Genomic DNA, 22065 nt, shown 5'->3' with positions numbered 1-22065 from the left:
TATCAAGTAAAGGAGTGAACCAAATTGAGTATTCTTGAAGCGCAAAAAATTTACAAAAGTTACGGAAATAAATTTAACAGGCAGGAAGTCTTAAAAGGAATAGATATTCAAGTGGAAAAAGGAGATTTTGTCAGTATCATGGGCGCGTCAGGCTCGGGAAAAACGACATTGCTTAACGTCCTTTCTTCCATTGACAAAGTGAGCGAGGGGACGATCAAAATTGATGGAAAAGACATCGTCGGCATGAAGGAAAAACAACTGGCCGAATTCCGCAAGCATCACCTCGGCTTCATTTTCCAGGAATATAATTTACTGGATACGTTAACTGTCAAAGAAAATATCTTGTTGCCTTTGTCCATTACGAAAACACCGAGAAAAGAAGCCGAGCAAAGATTTCACCAGTTGGCATCCGAACTAGGCATCGTTGACTTAAAAGATAAATATCCGAATGAAATTTCCGGGGGACAGAAACAGCGGACATCCGCGGCCCGGGCTTTCATTCATGAGCCCAGCATCATTTTTGCCGACGAGCCGACAGGAGCGCTCGATTCCAAATCCGCCTCCGACCTTTTAAACAAACTGAGCGGGCTCAATGAAAAGCTGGGCGCAACCATTATCATGGTTACTCACGATCCGGTGGCGGCAAGCTTCTCGCGCAGGGTCATCTTTATTAAAGACGGACAAATATATACACAACTGAATAAAGGTGAAGAAACGAGGCAGGCGTTCCTGAAAGATATCATGAAAACCCAAGGTGTGTTGGGCGGTGTCCATGATGAACATTAATCAGCTCATTTTTCGCAACTTGAAAAAGAATATAAAGAATTATTACCTTTATGTGTTTGCTTTAATTTTCAGTGTCGCCCTTTATTTCGCTTTTGTCACCTTGCAATATGACCCTTCGATGGACGTGGTGGAAGGCACTGTCAAAGGCGCCGCCGGCATCCGGGCCGGATCTGTCTTACTCGTGGCAATCGTATCGGTCTTTCTCTTATATGCCAATAACCTCTTCATTAAAAGAAGAAGCAAAGAAATTGGATTGTTTCAGCTCATTGGCATGACAAAAAATAAGATTTTCCGGCTGTTGAGCGCCGAAAATGCCATCCTTTACTTCAGTTCTTTGGCGATCGGCATCTTTATCGGCTTTTCCGCTTCCAAGTTCATGATCATGGTTTTATTTAAATTAACCGGTGTCGATGCTATTGCCACCTTACATTTTTCGACAAAAGCATTGATCCAGACAGTGATTGTTTTTGTTGTCATTTATCTCTTCATCCTGTTGATGAATTACTTGTTTATCAAAAGGCAAACGATCCTGTCGTTATTCCGGGTTCTTTCTTCAACGGAAATAAGAGTCAAAAAATTGTCCAAACTCGAAGCCGTCATGGGCGTGTTTGGGATCGGATTGATTGTCATCGGCTATTATGTTTCATCAAAATTGTTTGGCGGCGACTTTACAACGATGACAGAACTGTCTTTGGCCATGCTGTTTATTCTGGGCAGCGTCATTATCGGAACTTACCTTTTTTATAAAGGATCGGTCAGTTTCATCTTCCATCTCATTCGGAAAAAAAAGAACGGGTATCTGAATATAAACGAGGTACTGTCGCTTTCCTCCATCATGTTCCGAATGAAGTCAAATGCCCTGCTTTTGACTGTCATTACAACTGTTTCAGCCCTGGCGATCGGCTTGCTTTCTCTCAGCTACATTTCTTACTTTTCCGCAGGAGAATCAGCGAAGGACAATGTACCAGCCGATTTTACCTTGACGGATGTCAATGACGCAAATGAATTGAAAGACACTTTTAAAAGGAATCAAATTGCTTTCAGTGACACAAAAATCAACGTTCTACAAGCAGAAGCCAATGTAAAAGACATTCTGGAAACCACAATGGATGGAATGAATTTTGACCCCAATGTGATGACAGTGTCTGTTGTCAGTGACAAGGATGTTAAAGGTGTGGATCTTTCTTCTGACGAAACAGTATTTACCGGCTACTCTGATATAATGTCTAGGTTTGTGTCTTTTAAAGATACGGGTGAAATCGAGTGGAACATGCAAAACGAAACGATTCCGCAAACCTTTAAAGGCTTGGAAAAGGAATACGTTCTTTCCTTAAATTTTACCGCCGGCGGGCTTCCGACTGCCATTGTGGACGATTCCGTATTTAACCGTATGAAGCAGAATCTGAATCCAGATATTCAAAAGGAATCGGTTTATATCGGCATAGACATTCAAGACAAAAAAGAGATAGAAAAAGCGAACGATATTTTTCATCAGCTCGGTTTTCATAAAGCTGAAACTTATTATTCGCTTAATGACATGATCAAATCTCAAAAGCAATTATTTGGTCTAACGATGTTTATCGTCGGATTTTTAGGACTTACCTTTTTGATTACTTCAGGCTGTATCCTTTACTTCAAGCAAATGGATGAAAGTGAAGATGAAAAGCCAAACTACACCATCCTGCGAAAACTCGGGTTTTCCCAAGGAGACCTGTTGCGGGGCATTCAGGCGAAACAATTGTTCAACTTCGGCATTCCGCTTGGAATCGGATTGCTTCACGGCTATTTCGCCGTCCAGTCCGGCTGGTTCCTCTTCGGAACCGAATTATGGACACCGATGTTTATCGTCATGGGGCTATATACTGTGCTGTACTCCATTTTCGGCCTGCTCTCCGTCCTTTATTATAAAAAGGTCATTCAAGACGCGTTGTAAGAAGCTTCGGGCATTTTTAGCCCGAAGCTTTTTTGATGGTTAGGATATCAGATAAAAACAGAGCAATATCGTCCATACAATATTCTCGTCTTCGACATTTGAACCACATTCCGATTTTGAAAAATAACCCTTCCCCCAAAAGAATACGAGGGAAAAAATGAATTTCATTTATCAATATATATGGACGCCCGCCGCGATCTTTATTTTTGGTTTTATTTTATAAAAGTTTATGGAGCTATCTTCAATTAAGTTGATGGCTTGGCTGCACATTCTTGATGTATCATTTAAAACCTTAAAGACAAACAGCTTAAGCCTCCATCCTGTTTTTGAAACTCTGACATTTCAAGTTCAATCGTTTTGTAACCGGCCTCTTGGATGTATCGCTTGGTCGTTTCAAATCCTTTGGGGATGAAAACATAATCATTGACTAAAATGCAGTTTGCCGCATATTCCTCTTCGGGAGGTACAATGATTTTTTCATATGTAGAAAAATCAGGGTGACTGATAAATTCTCCGGCCGTCACAACCAGGTTGTCACTCAGATAAGTAATGCCTGTCTTTAAATGAAAAAATTCCTTTAATGGTACGATTGTGGCTTTATAATGTTCCGACTCCAAAATGTCCTTCAATTGGCGAGCTCCCGCTTCATTTGTACGATCCGAAATACCAATATAAAAGTGATCCTCGATTTGCAAAATATCACCGCCATCCAAAGTGCCCGGTGACTGGATGTGATAAAACTTTTCGTAAAACCTTTTAAGAACTGTTTCCATCTCTTGGATTTCTCCGTTCCTGGAAGCGGCTCCCGGGTTTGTGATGACTGCAAATTCAGGCGTCAAAACAGCGGTATCTTCAACAAAAGTGGAATCGGGGAATTGTTCGCTAGCCGGTAAGTGAGTAACAGTAACTCCGCATTTTTCCATAGCCTCGACATACGCAGCATGCTGCTTTAATACTTTTTCATAATCGGGAATGCCAAGATTGGATGTCGTTAATCCCTTCACATAGCTTTTTCCTGGTGTTTTGACAATCACATTTTTATACAATTTCCATTCCTCCCATACGTACAACCGGGCAAGTCAAACAAGTGGGGCCGCCCGTACCTTTATAGCTAATTCTTTTCAATTTCCTAAGCTTAAACCTCGAAGATAAGCCATATCCCATAAGTTTTATTAAAAGCGAATCAGTATGTTTATGACAATTTGTACTCTATGCAAGAATGCATCAAGCAGCATAAGAAGACGAGTATTGTCCCTTTCTGAGTCAAGAAAGGACAGCTGCTTCATTATAAATTTGGTTAATTGCTCTTGTAAAAAATTATTTGAGATTCTCCAAAAATAAACGGATGACGTCTGCGCCGCCGACAAATGTTCCCAGGGAGCTTCCGAGATTGGCCAGCACGACAACAAGCAAAATGCGTGTTACTTTATTTTGCCAAAAGCCTTTTATGCTGAAAACATCCTTCGTAAGATTTTCAAAATCTCTTACATGCGGTTTATTGACCATGGCCTGGACAATCCCCGCAAACCAGCCAGCCGCCAAGAGCGGATTCAAGGAAGTAATGGGCGCTGCAATGAACGCCGTTAAAATGGCGAGAGGATGTCCCAGCGCAATCGCTGCTCCAATGGCGGATAGAGAACCGTTCCATAGCACCCAGCTTATTGTCTGCTGGAGCCCTGCGGACGGATTTGCCAAAAAGGTGTAGGCAATGATCGCCAAAATGACAAGGGGAATGGACCAGCCAATAATTTTGGGAACTTTGGATTTCGGCGGAAGTTCATTTAATCGTTTCAAATCATGATCATTCTTGATTTCATTGATGATGCCGGGCACATGGGCCGCCCCCAATACGGCAACAACTTTTCTTCCGGGAGCTTCTTTAATCTTTTGCGACAAATATTGATCACGCTCATCAATTAAGGGCTCCTTCAATTTTGGAAAGTTATCGGTAAATTCCTTTAGAATGGCGTTGATGGTGTCATCGTTCTTCATCTTTTCCAGTTCTTCTTCCGTCATCTTTTCGTCACTGAAAATACTGAAAAAAATTTGTGTCAACAACTGGGCCTTTCCCCAAAATCCTACATTATTCCAAATGCGGGCAAACGTTATCTGGATGTTTCGGTCAGCGAGGACAAGTTGCGCTCCCGTTTCTTTTGCCGACTCAATCCCCTGAATCATTTCCTGCCCCGCCTGAATGCCGAATTGATTCGCCATCCGTTTTTGGAAAGAAGAAATGGCCAGATTCATTAACAACAGCGTTGCTTTTTTTTCTTTAATCACCTTAAAGATATCCATGTCCTTCCAGCGGTCTTTGTTGATGATAGCTTGATACCTTTGCTCATCCAGCTCCACACAAACCGAGTCAGGCATTTCCGCTTCAATCACGCTCTTGACCTGTTCCGCACTTTGCTTGGAAACATGTGCTGTCCCGATCAAAATAATTTCTTTATCATTTAATTCAAGTCTTGTAATGTTTTCTTCGCCCATATATGTACCTTCCTCTAATGTAACGTTATTTTTCAAACGATCACTCAATATTACTGTGCCATTGCTTGAAAAAACCCGCAAGTCTTTTTTATCTTGCCCGATGAATACCGCAAATCCGATCCCGTTCTTTTTGTCACTTCCGCTACTCGCTCTTTCCATATTTCTATCGAAAAGTAGATCCTTTCTTCTCATTCATCCATACAGTGAAGTCTTGTTAAGGGATAAGAAAAAAGCATGGTCACATCTCCATGCTCAGCTTGTAGAGAAAGTGGATGGCAGATCCCAAAAGCGGCAGTTAATGTATGTCGATTAATGCGATTCGAGAGGAAATCGAATGATTTGAAGCCATGATTGATGTCAAAGAACTTGAAAGCATTCTTCTCTGAATTCAAATCTTCTTGGATTTAGAAAACACGCCTATTTAGGCGCGTTTAAGGGAAAGGAAAGAAAGCAGGGGCGGCAGGGCGGAATTAAGAACGTTGTACTTGGCAAAACCACCGTGCGTAAAGTAATACGCGGCTTTTTCCAGATCATCCTTATTTTTATAATACTCAGCAATTTCGCGTGAAAGATAGGCTGTTTCTGTCCAAAGTTCCATATCATCAAGGATATGAAGATTTCTTCTCACTTCTTGGTCATTTTGTTCGGCATACAAAGCATATACAAGTTTTAACTTCGCCAGATATTCTTGTTCTCCTTCATCCGTGGCTCTTTTGAGCGCTTTTTCGTACCATGACCGGGCAGCGTCGGAAGCTCCCAGTTGAAACAGAACCTTGCTTAACATGTAAGTGGAGCGGACGGCGACAAATGACTCTAAATGTTCCGGGATGCTTAAGGCTTGTTTAAAACAGTTCGCAGCTTCGCTGAACATTTTTTGTCGTTCAAAGCAGATGCCAAGATTAAAAAGCGCCAAACTTTCGGTGTATCGAAAGCCGTTTTCTTTGGCGATAGAACGAGCCTTCTCATAATGTTTTTTGGTTTGTTCATGAAGCAATAGGTCGAGTTTATTCGCCCCTAATATCATTTCACATTTCACCATTTTTTCTTTATAGCTGTCGTGCGCTTTGAATATGGCGTATGCCGTTTTAGCGTGCGTTATTGAGAAGATATTTTGTTCGATTTGATAGTATGCAATCGCGAGCTGATAGTGGAATTCGGCTTTTTCAATTTCATCAGGTATTTTTTTCAGCTGTTCCTCAGCCATTTTATAGTACATGACGGCTTTGATATAGCGCTTTTTGTGAAATTCGTAAATGCCGGAGAAGAAATAAAAATAATAGTGAATCATGTTTTCGGTACTTTCTTCTAAAGCTTTGGCTTGCACCTTGTCTAGTAATTCTCCGGATTTTTTGTAGTCCTCTGTCATGAGCTTATAGCGTGAGTCAATCAGGTTGAAGTAGAGTAACACATTTTGATTCTTTTCCATTCTCGGCAACATGTTTTCGATCTCTTTCCGCATAATCGCGGCTTTGGAAACATCCTGTTGTTTGATAACTTTATACCAGTCGTTTATGATCTGTCCGACTTCTTCAAATGCTATCCTGCTCAATCTATTTTCAACCTGCTCCTTTCTTTTTGATTTGATTGAAAATACTTACAATTAACTTAAGATTATAGCAGACTCCCGATAATTGCAAGGAATTTTTAGAAAAAATTGATTATATAGATATGGATGGGAATGATAAACTTTTTGAGCGGGGCATTTGAAGTTCAAGTGGAATGGGAAAAAGGCGTGATACCGGAATAGTCAAGGCTGCAGAAATAGATGGAAGGCTAGAAATTGTCGTTACATTATGAAATAATGATACAATCATTTACCATAAAAGAATAAAAGTGAAATGGCTAATGAGCAATAAAACAAAAGAAGAGTTGCTGAAGGCCTAAACGCCTTTTGCCAATTTGCTTCTCTCGCCAACAGTTTGTGGCCGCAAAATTGAAAGGAGATGGGTTTATTTGCAGCGCGAGAAAAACAATGATATTTTAGTAGCCGGATTTGCACAACTGCCTAAAGGGACACCTATTTTTGAAACACAAAAAGTAATTGGTTGTATTGCTGTAATAGATAGTGAGACTGATATCATTAAAGATGCCACATTTACTTTTATACAAGATCTCACGAACCACTTTTCTTCTTCACTGATCATCGGATACTCTATTAAACATGATATGGACGAAATCATCCAAAATATAGAGGAAAAATTAATCATACCTCCCAAAAAAGCGGTAATACAAGCCGTCATCTCAGCCCGGAACCGCTATTTGGAAACGAAGCCATCATGATTTACAAAAACAGAAAGCGCTTGCATTCCCTTAAAACATTCGTTATAATGGCAGAAAATACAGAAAAGCCTACGTATTCGCTGGCTAATCTATTGGGTGAAAGATGAAGTTCTGAACCCTTGAAGTAGATTAACAACCAGCAGTATCGAAAGTAGCTTATATAGGTGTGGACCACTTATGTGAGGACTTTCTATGCTGTTGGTTTTTTTGTGTTTAATTTACTAACGTATGGAGGGATTAAGAATGGAATTTGGATTATTCACGGTATTTGACAACTACAAGGAAAAGCTGGGGAGGTCTCATGAAGATCTTTTACAACAGGTATTGGACCAAACAGTGCTTGCGGATGAGTTGGGTTATGACTCCGTTTGGTTTGCGGAACATCATTTTAGCGAGTATGGGATATTAACCACCCCGCCGTTATTGTTGGCGACAGCGGCCGAGAGAACAACAAACATTCGATTGGGAGTTTCCATTGTGACGCTTCCATTTAAAAATCCCATTCAGGTTGCGGAAGATTATGCTCTATTAGATGTGCTAAGCAACGGAAGAGTAAATCTGGGAATGGGGAGCGGGTATCTACCCCACGAGTTCTCAGGCTTTGGCATTGATGGTAAAGACAAAGCGCATCGCTTTAACGATGCTTTGGCTGTCATTGAAAAAGCATGGACAGGACAAAAGTTTTCTCATGAAGGTCCTTATTATCAATATTCAGATGTGAAGTTGGAAGTATTGCCCAAGCAAAAACAGGTCCCCCTCTGGATTGGGGCTTTAAGTGACAGAGGTTCCAAATATGTCGGCAAAATGGGATACAACATCATGGGAGTCCCCTATGTGGCAAGCAGTTCGATAGAAGAATTGAAACAGATCATTGACGGATATAAAGCGGCACGCCAAGAAGCCGGCCATGACACTCGTTCTGTCAACATACCGCTCGCACTCCACACATTTGTGGCAAAGACAAGGGAAGAAGCGGAAATGGTTGCAAAAGAGCATGTCAACTTGTATCTCGATACCCGACAATATGGCAGAAGCGCCAAGTTTGAAGACTTGGAAGCCAGAGAACAGCTTCTGATTGGAACACCTGAAGACGTTATTCAGCGAATGAAAAAGTATGAAGAAGCCGGCTGTACTCATATGATGATGCTTATGAACTTTGGCGGTCTGCCCCATAAAGAAGTCATGAAGTCAATTACATTAGTTGCTGACGAAGTAATGCCGGCCTTCCATAAAAACAAACAAGCCATCGTATCTTGATGAAGTGGGGTGAGAATATTGAAACTACTTGGAATATCCGGAACAATTGTCGGTGCCAAATCAGCCATTCTGGTAAATGAAATACTAAATAAAGTAAAGAAAAAAGACCCTGACATTCATGCCGAGTTGTTGGACCTTAAATATTATAACATAGAATTTTCCGATGGCAGGCCCATTCATGATTACAATGAAGATACCCAAAAAATAATTAGAAAAGTGATGGCCGCCGATTTTTATATAATTGGAACTCCGGTTTTTAATGGATCTATTCCCGCACCGCTTAAAAATCTTTTTGATCTGCTTCCACCGGCGGCACTCCGCCATAAGATCATGGGCTTTGTGGCAGTCGGAGGAACGTTCCAACATTATTTAATGATTGAAAACCAACTAAAACCGATTGCCGGCTATTTAAGAGCTTTTACGACTCCAAGCTATGTATATGCCCATAATAGTCATTTTAATGAAAAAAATGAGATTATGGATGCTGATATACAAACTAGAATGAACAATCTAGCCGAGGAATTGATCTTTATGCAAAGGAATCTTTTCAAAAATGCTGAACAGGAAGCCGGCACTTTACTTTCAGCAACTGATGCGGAAAGGATGAAAACAAGAGTTGGTTAATAAAGCAAAAGAGGACATAGCAACCGCTCCCCACAGTTTCGAAGCTTTTTTTAAAAAGCTCATTGATTATGCCGGACTGTTTCCGCCAACTCAATTACCGTTAGAAGAAGCCATACATCACTATGCCTCCTATATCCATAGTTGTGAGGCCTGGATGATCGGCCCCTTTGTTTGCCCAGCTTCCCAATTGGAGAAATTGGAACCTTACCTGGAATTATTTTCATCGGAAAAGCCGTTAGCGATTTCTGCCTTGGGGAGAAAAGCGGAAAATGAAAGAGAAACGATTAAACTTTTTAAAGACGATTTAGCTTCCATTGAACATTTTCAGTTAAAACATGGAACGAAGGTGAGAGTCAATCAGTTTGAGTTGCCTCTGCCCTCTTTAAACATTACTGCGGAATTCATGAACGAGGTGGGAAAACGTAGCAGCCGCCATCATATCACTTGCTATTGCGAGTTTCCCATCCATAAGAATGATAGATTTTGGGAACAAAAATTGGCCAAAACGGCTCTATTGATCTCACAGCAAAATCAAAGCCGATTTTATTCAATTGGCGGAAAACTTAGAACAGGCGGGATAAAGGCCAGCCTGATACCAGATAGCAATATTGTTGGCAGCTTTATCTATCATTGCAAGGAACACAAAGTTCCTGTCAAATTTACCGCCGGGCTCCATCATCCGGTACGTTTGTATAGAAGTGAAGTCCAGGCGGACATGCACGGATTTGTAAATGTGTTTGTAGCCGGCCTGATGGCATATCAACATCATTTAGATAAGGAATCTATCACTGAAATTCTCCAAGAAAAAGACGCCAAGTTTTTTTCATTCCAGAACGAGAAAATAACATGGCGCCATTTAGAAATAAGCACAAAAGAAATAATGAGACTGCGAAAAGAATATTTACATTCTTATGGCTCATGCAGCTTTGAGACACCTCGAAGTGAATTTAAGGATCTGAACATGATAGAGAGGGGTTAGTGAAGATATGCGTTCTTTTATTCCGGTGGAACCTTCGAATCATTTTCCAATTCAAAATCTGCCATATGGCATCTTTAGACTGAGAGACAACAGCGGCAAGCCGCGTGTGGGGACTGCAATTGGAGAGTATGTCTTAGATCTATCAGTATTGGAAGAAGAAGGTTATTTTCAGGATATCATTGATCAAGAAGAAAAAGTGTTCGCCGCGCCTTTTTTAAATCCGTTTATGGCCAAAGGGCCGGATGTGTGGCAATCCGTTCGAAGAAGACTGCAAATGCTATTAAGTGAAAATGAACCAAAGTTGAGAGATAACGTACAGCTTAGAGAAAGAGCGCTTATTCCGCAAGCAGATGTAAAGATGGAACTTCCCGTAAAAATTGGGGATTATACGGACTTTTACGCCTCTAAAGAACATGCGGCAAATGTAGGCACCATGTTCAGAGGAAAAGAAAATGCGCTTATGCCGAACTGGACCCATCTTCCGGTAGGTTATCACGGTCGAGCCAGCTCAGTTGTGACGAGCGGTACTCATTTCAATAGACCCTGCGGACAGATAAAGCCCGCTGACACAACCAAGCCCATTTTCACATCTTGCAGGCAGTTGGACTTTGAATTGGAAATGGGCTTTTTCATTGGCATGGGCAATCAGATGGGCGAACCGGTCCCGGTTGAAAAAGCGGAAGAGCAAATTTTTGGGATGGTTCTTGTGAATGACTGGAGTGCGCGGGATATTCAAGCATGGGAATATCAGCCATTAGGTCCTTTTTTAGCGAAAAACTTTGCAACCTCCATATCACCATGGGTTGTTCCGATGGAAGCATTAGAACCATTTCGCGTAAAAGGGCCGGAGCAGGACCCTGAACCACTCCCTTATTTAAAACATACAAAACCAGATTCATTTGATATTCATTTGGAAGTCTTTTTAAAGACTCCAAACATGGAAAAGCCGGATTGCATAGCCGCGAGCAATTATAAGTATTTATACTGGAGCGCCGCACAGCAAATTGCCCACCATACGATCACTGGATGTAATCTGAATACAGGAGACCTGATTGCTACTGGCACCATTAGCGGACCTGAAAAGAGATCAAGAGGAAGTCTGCTGGAATTGGCCTGGAGGGGAACAGAACCAATCAAGTTAAGCAACGGTGAAGAGCGCAGCTGGTTAGAGGATGGGGATGAACTTACTTTGACAGGCTGGTGTCAAGGGGCTGGGTATCGCATTGGATTTGGAGAAGTAACCGGAACCATTTTACCAGCTAAACTTATTGAGCGGAGAAGTAAAGCAACTATATAAAAAGAATATAGAAAGGAGTATGGCCGTGACATATTATAAGCAGATGGGCAAGATACCCCGTAAAAGGCACATTGTTATGAGAAAGGAAGATGGCACTCTATATCGGGAACAAGTCATGGGTACAAAAGGTTTTTCCGGCATTCAATCCATCTTATATCATGATCATCCGCCAACGGAAATTGTTACCTCCTCCCTGTTGCAAGAGAATTTTTTTGAGTATGAAGAACAGAGCCCACTAAGGCCGAGACATTTCAACACAAATAAAGTAAAAAAAGGCCAAGATGCTCTATCAGGAAGGGAGTACTTATTGGGCAACGACGATTTGGTGATCGGTGTAGTCTACCCAAGCAACCCCATGGAATTTTACTACCGTAACTCCGACGGTGATGAAGTGCTTTTTGTCCATTATGGGACAGGTAAAATAGAAACGATGTTCGGAACCCTTACCTACGGTAAAGGCGACTATATTATCATTCCTGTAGGCACGATTTATAAAGTGATTCCAGATGATGGAGAGACTAAATTTTTGGTCATTGAAACAACGAGTTGGATTACGTCACCCAGAAGATACCGCAACGAATTTGGACAGTTGCTTGAGCATAGCCCTTTTTGTGAAAGAGACATTCGCGGACCCGAAGAACTGGTCTATTTTACCGAAAAAGGAGAATACGAAGTAAGAACAAAAGCACGGGGAGCCCTTCATTCCCACATATATAATCATCATCCTTTAGATGTCGTTGGATGGGATGGTTACCTATATCCTTATATCTTCAACATTGGGGATTTTGAACCGATTACTGGAAGGATTCATCAACCGCCTCCTGTCCATCAGAATTTTGAAGGCCATAACTTTGTGATTTGCTCGTTTGTGCCACGATTATTTGATTATCATCCTGAAGCGATCCCGGCTCCTTACTATCATAGTAACGTTGATAGTGATGAAGTGCTTTACTATGTAGAAGGAAATTTCATGAGCAGAAAAGGAATTAATGAAGGCTCTATTACACTGCACCCTTCCGGTATACCGCATGGGCCGCACCCAGGTACTATTGAAGCGAGTATTGGTAAGAAAGAGACACTGGAACTTGCAGTCATGATTGACACTTTTCGACCGCTACAAGTGATGAAAACAGCGAGAGATATAGAAGATGATCGTTATGAGAGCAGTTGGATTGAGGACTGAGAAACGCAGTAAAATGCCGGGCTGTGAGCGAGGGCAGGAATGATTTGGCTGATGGACAAGGAAAGCGAGCGGAACCTGGATTGAGTGAACGACTCCTTGTCCATAAGCGTCCATCGAAAAAAGCGCTGACATTTCATACGAGAAATAGGTGATCCGCGGGTTTTGGCCAAAAAACAGCGAGACAGGCGTTCCGTCATAATGGGAGCCTCGGCTCCCATTTTTTAACGGAAAGAAAGCTTGCTCAATTAACGACTGTTTCAATATCAGATGAGGGGTGAAACATGTAATGAATCAAGGCGCTCAGAGAGTAACCGTTGAATTGGAAGATAGCCATAAACATGCACAAAAGTCTGGGGTTCCGCGTTCTTTAATGTACTTTATTCTAAGCATATGTTTCTTTTGTATATTGGCAGATGGATACGATCTAGGAATTTATGGAGCTGTATTGCCAAGCCTATTAGACTATCAACCTTGGGGATTGTCTCCCGCATATGCCGGAACCATTGGGAGCTATGCGTTATTCGGAATGCTTTTCGGCGCCATATTTGTCGGCTCCGTCACCGATCTAATAGGCAGAAAGAAAACGTTGATTATTTGTGTAGCGCTATTTTCAGTCACGATGATTTTATGTGCCATTGCAACATCCCCAACAATGTTTGCCATATTTCGCTTTATTGGCGGGATTGGTTTAGGGGGCGTCATTCCAACAGCCTCTGCCCTGGCGATAGAGTATTCACCACCTCATCGACGATCATTCAACTATGCCCTTATGTTTTCTGGTTATTCGTTTGGAACTGTTTTGGCCGCTATATTAGCAATACTTCTTTTAGACTCGCTTGGCTGGAGATTTATGTTTTGGATTGGGGCCATTCCTTTACTACTAATTCCAATCATGATGAAATACTTGCCTGAGTCAGTTAGTTTTCTTCTCTCCCGAGGAAATGTAAATGAAGCTGAAGCCATATGCAAACGTTATAAAATGGATATTTCTCAATTTGAAAATTTGAGAGAAATACATGCAAATGAAAAAGGAAAGTCGCAAAAGTCGATCAAAGGCCTTTTTTCCAAGCAATATATCAGGGCAACTTTAGCCATTTTTCTTACCTATATTATGGGTTTTTACCTTGTATATGGATTAAACACATGGCTGCCACAGATTATGCGGGAATTAGGCTATTCACTTCATTCCAGCTTATCATTTCTGCTCGTCATGAACTTAACGGCCGGAATCGGAGCACTTCTTGCGAGCGCTATTGCGGATCGCTGGGGATCGAAACGAGTCATTGGAGTGTCATATGCTTTAGCCGCCTTGAGCGCATTTTTACTAACGATAGGAGTCCCTTCCATGGCCGTTGTTTATTTACTAGTGGGGCTCGCTGGTTTCGGAGCAGTTGGCAGTACACAAATTATGAATGCATTTGTGACAAAGTACTACCCGGCAGAATCTCGGGCTACAGCCATAGGCTGGGGTCTTGGAATTGGAAGAATCGGAGCGATTTCCGGTCCCGTGATCATCGGACTTTTATTAAGCATGAACTTCGATTTGATATGGAGCTTCTACACCTTTGTTATAGCTGGAATCGTGGCCACTATAGGGGTTACTTTAATACCCAATAAGAAGGGCGAAATCGTTTAAAAAAAGCGTTATCGAAGCACTTCTTAATAAGTATCAATATTTGTACAAATTGTTATACGACTTTAAGATTGTTTTTCTTTCAGCTTGCACAAGTTCGAAGAACGAAGGTGCTTTATGGGGTAGCATCCGGATGATGTGGGAACAAAATAACTTTAAGTTTTGTCAATGCCAAGAAGGTTCGGGCTTGGTGAGGTTGTCAATATATTTTTGTTCCTTATTCTCCCTTCGGTCCGCTACGACAAAAATATTATTTTATTGCATCAGGACTCCATCATTTGCTCAAGCTTATCATTTTCTAAACTAACCATATCAATTTCTTTATTAATTAGCTGATCAAGTTCGTCATTCAAAGCGTTTTCATTCATTCCAATAGCAGAGTACAATGACTGACCCCCAGTCGGAATTTGGTTTAGCGACTATGCCTGTACTTTTAAGTTAGATATAGATAGGGTAGAAAATAAAAATAATATGGTAGATTCTACATATATATAAAGAACCCTTGTTTTTAAACGATAAAGAGTATAAAAAGGCCACCTCTTCGCAAATAAGGTAGCCTTTCAATAGATTAGAACCGATTGAGATATATTCAAAGTACCCCTAAATCAGGATTTATCAAAAGGATCAAAATGCTTATCGTTGAAAATCCGCATTTTTGGGACCCAACCCTTTCACGGTGTAATTTTGTGGATATGAATAACCCGCTCATTTAATTCATGTCCTGTAAAGAACCATTCTCGTAAACAATAGATAGTCAACTTGAGCAGTGGGTCTCCGGCCTTCCTAGTTATATCAAGGCTTATTTGCCGATTTCACTCTGCGAAAGTTGAGTACTAATTATTATACTTATCGGCAATAAAGTTAAAATTTTTAGTTTTTTTCAATTCTAAATACAACTCTTCCATGCTCCACAGTTGGAGTCTTCTTATGTTAATGGACCGATTCCCTATTTCTTTCTAACAAAATATTAGGGGAAACCCCTCCCGATGGATCATCCCCATTGCAGATGGTGCAATGGGGACTTTTGCTTAAGAAGTCCTTGCCAAACCCCTATCATCATCGTCATCTAGGACAATATACGAGGAAAACTTTCCCGTTTATCAAATTGGGATTAATCCTTACTGTAAACACTCACATCATCTATCATGATCTAATTTCCTACAAATATCCGCTTTCCTCATCATATTCGTTAAGTTTAGCCCATAAATCGTATATAATAATAGTACAGACATTTTTACTGAGGAGGAACACCATGAAAAAACTAATGACAGCCTTATTGGCTGCCACTCTTTTCTTTTCCCCTGTTAGTAGCCTTTTCTTCCAGGATGACGTTACCACTGTTGAGGCCAAAAGATACAAGTCGGGTAAGAAAGGGTTTAATACGCAAAAAAACCCTTCAAACATCCAAGAAAAACCTAAGGACTCCACTACAACAAAATCGCAAATGCAGAAAACAAACCAGAAAGGCGGATTCTTTTCAGGAGGTCTCATGAAAGGGTTAATGGTTGGAGGTCTTGCCGGTTTATTGTTTGGCAGCCTGTTCGCCAATATGGGGGCATTGGGATCAATCTTGGGATTAATGATCAACCTTGCAGCGATTTACTTTTTGATCGTAATTATCCGCAAAGTCTTTGAAGCTCTTAAAAGACAGAAAAAGAGAGAGGATATGAATCCGTGGGGCAGATAATCATTTCCGAACAAGATATCATCAACGCCATTTGTATCGCTCAATCCCGCAAGAAAAACGTACAGCCCCAAGAAGTAGAAGTTGAACTCATGTTTGACGATGACGACGGATTTTCCGCGGAGGCTTATATCCATGGGCAAAAGTCGGTTCTGGAGACGATTCACATCATCGAAGCCGTTCGACTATGGCTGGATGAAATGTTAAATAAAGACCCTTTTGCCGGTATCGAGCTTGTTTTGGACGATGAGGAAGGGATTATAGCGGTCATTAACACATAAATAAAGAATAGGACCGGGACAAAACCCTGTAAAAATGAAACAAACCGCATGGAATCAAGTTTAAAAACCTTGATTTCACGCGGTTTTATTCTCACGATTCTTACGAATATGAATCAGTTTTCAACTTATGTCCCGCCTCCATTTTATGTTTATTCGATCGCCTCAAGCTCCGGTGTTTATGGGGTGGTGGATATCAATCCTAGAACGATTGTATCATTTGCTTGGCCAATTCCCTGTTGCGCTCTTTAAATACGTCATTATGAGAAGAAACCATACCGACTTCATCCGCCTCCGGCTCAATATATTGCTTCGCTTTATTCACGGCATTTGCCGCATCTTGAAAGGCTCCCGCAATTAAATGCAGTTTTCCCTCGTGCTTTAATATGTCTCCCGCTGCGTAAAGGCCCTTAATCGACGTTTCGCTGGACGCATTGCCGCATATATAACCATTTTCTGCTCTTGCCATCTTTAACTCGCTGTCATCCAGCAGTGTCGTATCACGTTCATAACCATGGTGAATAACCACTTCATCAACAGGAAGTTCCATCACTTCACCTGTTTTTACATTCGTCAATTCCACCCGCTCGATCACGTCATGATGTTTACAAGCCCGCAGTTTTGTTATCGTCGTATTAAAAAAACAAACAACAGAGCTATTCATAAGTTGGTGCACTTGCGCTTCATGTCCGGTTAACTTGTCTCTTCTATAAATTAAATAAACATTTTTGGCGATCGGCTCCAATTCATTGGCCCAATCAATGGCCGAATTCCCCCCGCCGGAAATGATGACGGTTTTATCCTTAAAACGTTTCAGCGATCGAACCGTATATTGCAAATTCGCTATTTCAAATCTATCGGCCCCTTCTATCTCCAGTTTTTGCGGTTTTAAAATACCGCTGCCGACAGCAATAATCACTGTTTTTGAAAAGTGCCTTCCCCCTGAAGCTGTATGTAAAATAAACATTCCCTTATTATTTCGTGAAATTGATTCTACTTTTTCATTCAAAACGACTTTTGGATGAAAAGTTAATCCTTGCTCCACAAGCTGTTCAATCAATTTAGCTCCCGGGATTGGGGTTATACCCCCAACATCCCAAATCATTTTTTCCGGATATACATGTAATTTTCCGCCTAAAAACGGCTGATACTCTATCAATTTTGTTTTCATTGCTCTCAAACCGCTGTAAAAGGTCGAATAAAGCCCTGCTGGCCCTCCTCCGATCACGGTTACATCGAATATGTCCGCCTGCTCCATATTTCCTTCACTCCCAGTATGTTATGCATAATTGAAAAATATTCTCAATCAGCTAGTTGACAACTCATACCCTCACCTTTATATTTATGATTATAACGAAAATGATAATCATTCTCAACTATATATTTCTTACATCGGAGGTGAAAGAATGATCCGCTTATATACAGATGCTCTTAACGTGGGCTATGACGGACGCTTAATTGTGAAAAATCTCAGTATAGAAATTCCCGACAAACAAATAACAACCATCATTGGTCCGAATGGATGCGGAAAATCAACCTTATTGAAAGCAATTACCCGAATTATTTCACATGATTCAGGAGCGGTGGTGCTAGATGGAAAAAACATCTCAAAAGAAAATACAAAATGGCTTGCAAAAAAAATGGCTATCCTTCCCCAAACACCGGAAAGTGCAGGTGGACTAACTGTCGGCGAACTCGTTTCCTATGGACGCTTCCCCTATCAAAAAGGGTTTGGACGCTTAACGAAAAAGGATGTCGAAGTAATTGACTGGGCCCTTGAAGTAACGGGTATTAGCGATTTTAAATACCGCCCTGTCGATGAACTATCGGGGGGCCAGCGCCAACGTGTCTGGATCGCCATGGCGCTTGCGCAGGAAACAGAGATGATTTTCCTGGACGAACCAACAACATACTTGGATATGGCTCACCAATTAGAAGTTTTAGAGCTTTTACAAAAACTGAATCAAGAGCAGGAGCGCACCATTATCATGGTCCTTCACGACCTGAATCAAGCGGCCCGTTTTGCAGATTATATGATCGCCTTAAAAGAGGGCAACATCGTGAAAGCCGGTAATTGCGAGGAAGTCATCACTCATCCGGTCCTCAAAAGTGTATTTCAGATCGATGCTGAAATCGGTCGTGACCCGCGAACGAACAAACCTATGTGCATCACTTATAACTTAATTAAAGGAGAACACAAAAATGAAGAAACGCTGGATCCTAGCCGTACTGTTGTTCATGCTGTTCATTAGCGGGTGCGGCAATCAATCAACTAAAAAGGAAAGCAAGGAAGAAAAGGCAGAAACGATTACGTACGAATCGGAAAACGGGCCTGTTAAAGTTCCCGCCGATCCGCAGCGCGTTGTGGTACTCTCCAGTTTTGCCGGCAATGTCATGGCTTTGGACGTCAATCTGGTTGGAGTTGATTCATGGTCTAAAATGAATCCCCGCTTTCAGGAAAAATTGCAAGATGTTGAGGAAGTATCCGATGAAAACTTGGAGAAAATCATTGAGTTGGACCCGGATTTGATTATTGGACTCTCTAATATAAAAAATATTGATAAATTAAACGAAATTGCACCTACAGTCACCTATACATATGGAAAAGTAGATTATCTGACACAACACTTGGAAATTGGCAAACTGCTCAATAAAGAAAAAGAAGCCAAGGAGTGGGTAGATGACTTCAAAAAACGCGCCCAATCAGCCGGAAAAAAGATCAAAGAAAAAATAGGTGAAGACGCAACGGTTTCTGTTATTGAAAGCTTCGACAAACAGCTTTATGTATTTGGTGACAATTGGGGACGCGGTACGGAAATCCTTTATCAAGAAATGAAGTTGCCCATGCCGGAAAAAGTAAAAGAAATGGCTTTAAAAGATGGCTACTATGCCTTGTCACCCGAGGTCCTGCCGGAATTTGCCGGCGACTATCTCATCGTGAGCAAAAATACCGATGCGGATCATTCATTCCAAGAAACCGAAACGTACCAAAACCTTCCAGCTGTTAAAAATAACCGCGTATTTGAGGTGAATGCAAAGGAATTTTACTTTAACGACCCCATTACGTTGGAACTTCAACTAGATTATTTTATGCAACATTTTCTTGACAAGTAAAACAAGATGGACATGATTTCTATAAAAATATTCCTCATCCGCAACAAGAAAAAGAAAAGAAGAGTGACTGATGATAAAAGAAAAACAACCTTTCATTCCATTTGCATATAAGCTGCTTGCCGGAATTCTTATTTTAATATGCGTATTTATGGCCGCTATGGTGCTGGGAGCAGCTGATATCACAGTAAAAGATGTGTGGCTCGCTCTAATGTCTAATGAGAAAAGCGAGCAGACTTCAGTCATCCTTAACATCCGTCTTCCTCGTGAAGTCGGTGCGTCCTTTGTTGGAGCGGCTTTGGCCGTTTCCGGCGCAATCATGCAAGGAATGACGCGAAATCCCCTTGCTGATCCGGGTCTATTAGGGATAACGGCCGGAGCCAATGCAGCTTTAGCCATTACGATCGTATGGATGCCATCCACAAATTATGTTGGCGTGATGATCGGCTGTTTGTTGGGAGCAGCGGTGGGAGCCATGATGGTTTTTGGATTGGGGGCAGCGAAAAAAGGCGGATTTTCTCCGTTTCGCCTCGTATTGGCCGGAGCCGCTGTATCTGCCTTCTTATATGCCATTGCAGAAGGGATCGGCATTTATTTCAAAGTTTCAAAAGATGTGTCCATGTGGACCGCCGGTGGATTAGCCGGCCTTTCATGGAGCCAGCTTCAAGTCATCGTCCCGTTTATATTAATCGGTATACTGATTGCCCTATCCCTTTCAAGACAACTGACTATTTTAAGCTTGAGTGATGAAGTTGCTGTTGGACTTGGACAAAATACGCCACAAATCAAAATAGCCCTTTTTATTGTGATCATCCTTCTGGCAGGTGCTTCCGTTGCTCTTGTTGGCAATATGGTATTTGTTGGTTTAATGGTTCCCCATATGGTTCGTGCCGTGGTGGGAACTGATTATCGCTTCATTATCCCCATGTCGGCGATCGGAGGGGCCGCTTTTATGCTTTTGGCCGATACGCTTGGCCGTACAATGAACGCGCCTTACGAAACACCCGTCGCAGCCATTATTGCGATCTTGGGATTGCCTTTTTTCCTGCTCATTGTACATAAAGGAGGCAAGGCACTCTTATGATACATCCCGCCTTAATCAAAAGACAGCAATTGATATTGCTTATCTTGTCAATACTGATCATGGTCACGATCATCATCAGCATGGGGCTGGGCGATTCTCCCCTGTCTTACGGCAGGCTCATTCCCACCCTTCTTGGACAAGGGTCTTTTAAAGAGGAATTCGTCTTATTTTCCATTCGCCTGCCAAGAATTATTGTCACCGTATTGGCAGGTATGGGACTCGCATTGTCGGGAGCTATCTTACAAGCGATGACAAGGAATGACTTGGCTGACCCGGGTATCATCGGCATCAACTCTGGAGCAGGTGTCGCTGTTGCTGTTTTCTTTCTGTTTTTTCCCATAAAAGCGGGCTCCTTCGTCTATCTGCTTCCATTTGTCGCTTTCATCGGGGCTCTCATGACAGCATGTTTTATTTACTTCTTTTCATACAAAAGAAATCGGGGGCTTCAACCTATAAGATTAGTACTCGTCGGAATTGGATTTTCCATGGCCCTATCTGGAGCAATGATTGTGCTGATCTCATCCGCTGAACGTACAAAAGTGGATTTTATTGCCAAATGGCTGGCAGGAAATATTTGGGGTACAGACTGGCCGTTCATTTGGGCGATCCTTCCGTGGTTAGCTATTCTGATTCCTCTTACATTATATAAGGCAAATCGATTAAATCTTTTGGGACTCAGCGAGCCTGTTGCAATCGGGGCTGGACTTTCCATCGAAAAAGAACGGATCGTACTCCTGCTCACCGCTGTTGCACTGGCCGCATCTGCCGTTTCGGTAACAGGCGGCATCGCATTTATCGGACTCATGTCACCGCATATGGCAAAAGCATTAGTCGGACCAAGAAACCAATTATGTATCCCGGTGGCCACTCTGATGGGCGGCTGGCTATTATTGCTTGCAGATACAATCGGACGTAATCTGGGACACGCCGAAGGCATACCCGCAGGGATTATGGCCGCCTTAATCGGAGCGCCATATTTTGTTTATTTACTGATGAAGAAGAGTTAATTGATCTGGAAGCTCGTGCCAGACATCTATATATTATACCTCAAACGGTATCCGCTCCTTATTCAGTGGTACCGTTTGAGAAACGATGTTTATTATTGATTCATTCTTCAGGAAAGAAGATAAAGGTCACATTTGCTTCTTCGCATGGTTCCTTTATTTTCTATCACATATAGTGTAAAAAACGACATTTGCAACGCTCTTGAAAGAGGGTGGACCCCGCTCATGTCATGATAGTAACGCCCCAAATAACAGCCAGAATGGTGAAGCGCATTTGAATGGAAGTCGCATAACTATATGAAATATATTGATACAGTCCGATGACATTTTACCCTCGCCCTTTTCAGGGTCTCCTCAATATGTCCCACCTTCTCATAAAAAGAAATAGGTCACATAAAAGTGGCAAATTATCGTCAATCAGCCTCTTCAACAGTCGATGTCTCTT

The 22065-nt window shown here is 41.7% G+C and carries 20 protein-coding genes; 15 read left to right on the top strand and 5 right to left on the bottom strand.

Annotated features, from left to right (window positions below):
- The first annotated feature begins 24 nt into the window (after nucleotides 1-24).
- Nucleotides 25-786 (top strand): ABC transporter ATP-binding protein, encoded by a 762-nt coding sequence (locus NST31_RS11910; RefSeq protein ID WP_077112516.1) that lies wholly within the window; start codon nucleotides 25-27, stop codon nucleotides 784-786.
- Nucleotides 776-2719 carry an ABC transporter permease gene (locus tag NST31_RS11905; protein WP_339165534.1) on the top strand — a complete coding sequence of 648 codons (1944 nt, stop codon included), beginning with the start codon at nucleotides 776-778 and terminating at the stop codon, nucleotides 2717-2719. Before NST31_RS11910 ends, NST31_RS11905 begins: the two co-directional genes overlap by 11 nt.
- A gap of 284 nt (nucleotides 2720-3003) precedes the next feature.
- Here NST31_RS11905 and NST31_RS11900 read toward each other — a convergent pair whose 3' ends face one another.
- From NST31_RS11900 to NST31_RS11890, 3 genes are all read right to left on the bottom strand, one after another.
- Nucleotides 3004-3765 (bottom strand): arginine deiminase family protein, encoded by a 762-nt coding sequence (locus tag NST31_RS11900; RefSeq protein WP_339160789.1) that lies wholly within the window; start codon nucleotides 3763-3765, stop codon nucleotides 3004-3006.
- Between the two features lie 271 nt (nucleotides 3766-4036).
- Nucleotides 4037-5206 carry a TraB/GumN family protein gene (locus NST31_RS11895; RefSeq protein WP_077112693.1) on the bottom strand — a complete coding sequence of 390 codons (1170 nt, stop codon included), beginning with the start codon at nucleotides 5204-5206 and terminating at the stop codon, nucleotides 4037-4039.
- A 421-nt stretch (nucleotides 5207-5627) separates the two neighbouring features.
- Nucleotides 5628-6755, bottom strand: coding sequence for a Rap family tetratricopeptide repeat protein (locus NST31_RS11890; RefSeq protein ID WP_339160788.1), 1128 nt, complete (start codon nucleotides 6753-6755; stop codon nucleotides 5628-5630).
- A gap of 404 nt (nucleotides 6756-7159) precedes the next feature.
- Between NST31_RS11890 and NST31_RS11885 the strand changes: the two genes are divergently transcribed.
- From NST31_RS11885 to NST31_RS11855, 7 genes are all read left to right on the top strand, one after another.
- Nucleotides 7160-7486 (top strand): DUF3870 domain-containing protein, encoded by a 327-nt coding sequence (locus tag NST31_RS11885; protein ID WP_339160787.1) that lies wholly within the window; start codon nucleotides 7160-7162, stop codon nucleotides 7484-7486.
- A gap of 243 nt (nucleotides 7487-7729) precedes the next feature.
- Nucleotides 7730-8743 (top strand): LLM class flavin-dependent oxidoreductase, encoded by a 1014-nt coding sequence (locus NST31_RS11880; protein ID WP_339160785.1) that lies wholly within the window; start codon nucleotides 7730-7732, stop codon nucleotides 8741-8743.
- An 18-nt stretch (nucleotides 8744-8761) separates the two neighbouring features.
- On the top strand, nucleotides 8762-9367 hold the full coding sequence (locus NST31_RS11875; protein WP_339160783.1) for an NADPH-dependent FMN reductase: 606 nt from the start codon (nucleotides 8762-8764) through the stop codon (nucleotides 9365-9367).
- Complete coding sequence (locus NST31_RS11870; RefSeq protein WP_205178976.1) at nucleotides 9360-10346, top strand: hypothetical protein; 987 nt, start codon at nucleotides 9360-9362, stop codon at nucleotides 10344-10346. Before NST31_RS11875 ends, NST31_RS11870 begins: the two co-directional genes overlap by 8 nt.
- Before the next feature lie 7 nt (nucleotides 10347-10353).
- Nucleotides 10354-11643 (top strand): fumarylacetoacetase, encoded by a 1290-nt coding sequence (gene fahA / locus NST31_RS11865; protein ID WP_339160780.1) that lies wholly within the window; start codon nucleotides 10354-10356, stop codon nucleotides 11641-11643.
- 19 nt (nucleotides 11644-11662) lie between these two features.
- The gene (locus NST31_RS11860) at nucleotides 11663-12826 is read left to right on the top strand and encodes a homogentisate 1,2-dioxygenase (protein WP_339160778.1); all 1164 of its coding nucleotides are present in this window, start codon (nucleotides 11663-11665) and stop codon (nucleotides 12824-12826) included.
- 370 nt (nucleotides 12827-13196) lie between these two features.
- On the top strand, nucleotides 13197-14462 hold the full coding sequence (locus NST31_RS11855; RefSeq protein ID WP_339165533.1) for an aromatic acid/H+ symport family MFS transporter: 1266 nt from the start codon (nucleotides 13197-13199) through the stop codon (nucleotides 14460-14462).
- Between the two features lie 260 nt (nucleotides 14463-14722).
- Here NST31_RS11855 and NST31_RS11850 read toward each other — a convergent pair whose 3' ends face one another.
- Nucleotides 14723-14845 carry a hypothetical protein gene (locus tag NST31_RS11850; protein ID WP_268920957.1) on the bottom strand — a complete coding sequence of 41 codons (123 nt, stop codon included), beginning with the start codon at nucleotides 14843-14845 and terminating at the stop codon, nucleotides 14723-14725.
- Between the two features lie 866 nt (nucleotides 14846-15711).
- On the opposite strand from NST31_RS11850, the gene NST31_RS11845 reads away from it, so the two are divergent.
- Both NST31_RS11845 and NST31_RS11840 read left to right on the top strand, forming a co-directional pair.
- On the top strand, nucleotides 15712-16146 hold the full coding sequence (locus NST31_RS11845) for a hypothetical protein (RefSeq protein ID WP_077112538.1): 435 nt from the start codon (nucleotides 15712-15714) through the stop codon (nucleotides 16144-16146).
- On the top strand, nucleotides 16134-16424 hold the full coding sequence (locus NST31_RS11840; protein ID WP_077112540.1) for a DUF2653 family protein: 291 nt from the start codon (nucleotides 16134-16136) through the stop codon (nucleotides 16422-16424). Before NST31_RS11845 ends, NST31_RS11840 begins: the two co-directional genes overlap by 13 nt.
- 199 nt (nucleotides 16425-16623) lie before the next feature.
- Here NST31_RS11840 and NST31_RS11835 read toward each other — a convergent pair whose 3' ends face one another.
- Nucleotides 16624-17679: an NAD(P)/FAD-dependent oxidoreductase gene (locus tag NST31_RS11835; RefSeq protein WP_339160775.1), complete on the bottom strand. Its 1056-nt coding sequence runs from the start codon at nucleotides 17677-17679 to the stop codon at nucleotides 16624-16626.
- Nucleotides 17680-17827: 148 nt separating this feature from the next.
- On the opposite strand from NST31_RS11835, the gene NST31_RS11830 reads away from it, so the two are divergent.
- The 4 genes from NST31_RS11830 to NST31_RS11815 all read left to right on the top strand — a co-directional run bounded on the left by NST31_RS11830 (nucleotide 17828) and on the right by NST31_RS11815 (nucleotide 21623).
- Entirely contained in the window at nucleotides 17828-18673 is an 846-nt protein-coding gene (locus NST31_RS11830) for an ABC transporter ATP-binding protein (RefSeq protein ID WP_339160772.1), read from the top strand.
- Nucleotides 18624-19535: an iron-hydroxamate ABC transporter substrate-binding protein gene (locus NST31_RS11825; RefSeq protein WP_077112545.1), complete on the top strand. Its 912-nt coding sequence runs from the start codon at nucleotides 18624-18626 to the stop codon at nucleotides 19533-19535. Before NST31_RS11830 ends, NST31_RS11825 begins: the two co-directional genes overlap by 50 nt.
- Before the next feature lie 70 nt (nucleotides 19536-19605).
- Nucleotides 19606-20616: an iron ABC transporter permease gene (locus NST31_RS11820; RefSeq protein WP_339160770.1), complete on the top strand. Its 1011-nt coding sequence runs from the start codon at nucleotides 19606-19608 to the stop codon at nucleotides 20614-20616.
- Complete coding sequence (locus tag NST31_RS11815; protein ID WP_339160768.1) at nucleotides 20613-21623, top strand: iron ABC transporter permease; 1011 nt, start codon at nucleotides 20613-20615, stop codon at nucleotides 21621-21623. Before NST31_RS11820 ends, NST31_RS11815 begins: the two co-directional genes overlap by 4 nt.
- Nucleotides 21624-22065: the final 442 nt, after the last annotated feature.

This window comes from Siminovitchia sp. FSL W7-1587 (assembly GCF_037963795.1).
Taxonomy (GTDB): Bacteria; Bacillota; Bacilli; order Bacillales; family Bacillaceae_C; genus Siminovitchia; species Siminovitchia thermophila.
Note: the sequence above shows the minus strand (reverse complement) of the source record. Positions and strands in the feature narration are given on the sequence as shown.

What these genes read in the sequence shown, in the direction of transcription:
- NST31_RS11905 (WP_339165534.1), top strand. Translation starts at nt 776, where the DNA reads ATGAACATTAATCAGCTCATTTTTCGCAACTTGAAAAAGAATATAAAG.
- NST31_RS11895 (WP_077112693.1), bottom strand. Translation starts at nt 5,206, where the DNA reads ATGGGCGAAGAAAACATTACAAGACTTGAATTAAATGATAAAGAAATT.
- NST31_RS11880 (WP_339160785.1), top strand. Translation starts at nt 7,730, where the DNA reads ATGGAATTTGGATTATTCACGGTATTTGACAACTACAAGGAAAAGCTG.
- fahA (WP_339160780.1), top strand. Translation starts at nt 10,354, where the DNA reads ATGCGTTCTTTTATTCCGGTGGAACCTTCGAATCATTTTCCAATTCAA.
- NST31_RS11860 (WP_339160778.1), top strand. Translation starts at nt 11,663, where the DNA reads ATGGCCGTGACATATTATAAGCAGATGGGCAAGATACCCCGTAAAAGG.
- NST31_RS11855 (WP_339165533.1), top strand. Translation starts at nt 13,197, where the DNA reads ATGTACTTTATTCTAAGCATATGTTTCTTTTGTATATTGGCAGATGGA.
- NST31_RS11845 (WP_077112538.1), top strand. Translation starts at nt 15,712, where the DNA reads ATGAAAAAACTAATGACAGCCTTATTGGCTGCCACTCTTTTCTTTTCC.
- NST31_RS11835 (WP_339160775.1), bottom strand. Translation starts at nt 17,679, where the DNA reads ATGGAGCAGGCGGACATATTCGATGTAACCGTGATCGGAGGAGGGCCA.
- NST31_RS11830 (WP_339160772.1), top strand. Translation starts at nt 17,828, where the DNA reads ATGATCCGCTTATATACAGATGCTCTTAACGTGGGCTATGACGGACGC.
- NST31_RS11825 (WP_077112545.1), top strand. Translation starts at nt 18,624, where the DNA reads ATGAAGAAACGCTGGATCCTAGCCGTACTGTTGTTCATGCTGTTCATT.
- NST31_RS11820 (WP_339160770.1), top strand. Translation starts at nt 19,606, where the DNA reads ATGATAAAAGAAAAACAACCTTTCATTCCATTTGCATATAAGCTGCTT.
- NST31_RS11815 (WP_339160768.1), top strand. Translation starts at nt 20,613, where the DNA reads ATGATACATCCCGCCTTAATCAAAAGACAGCAATTGATATTGCTTATC.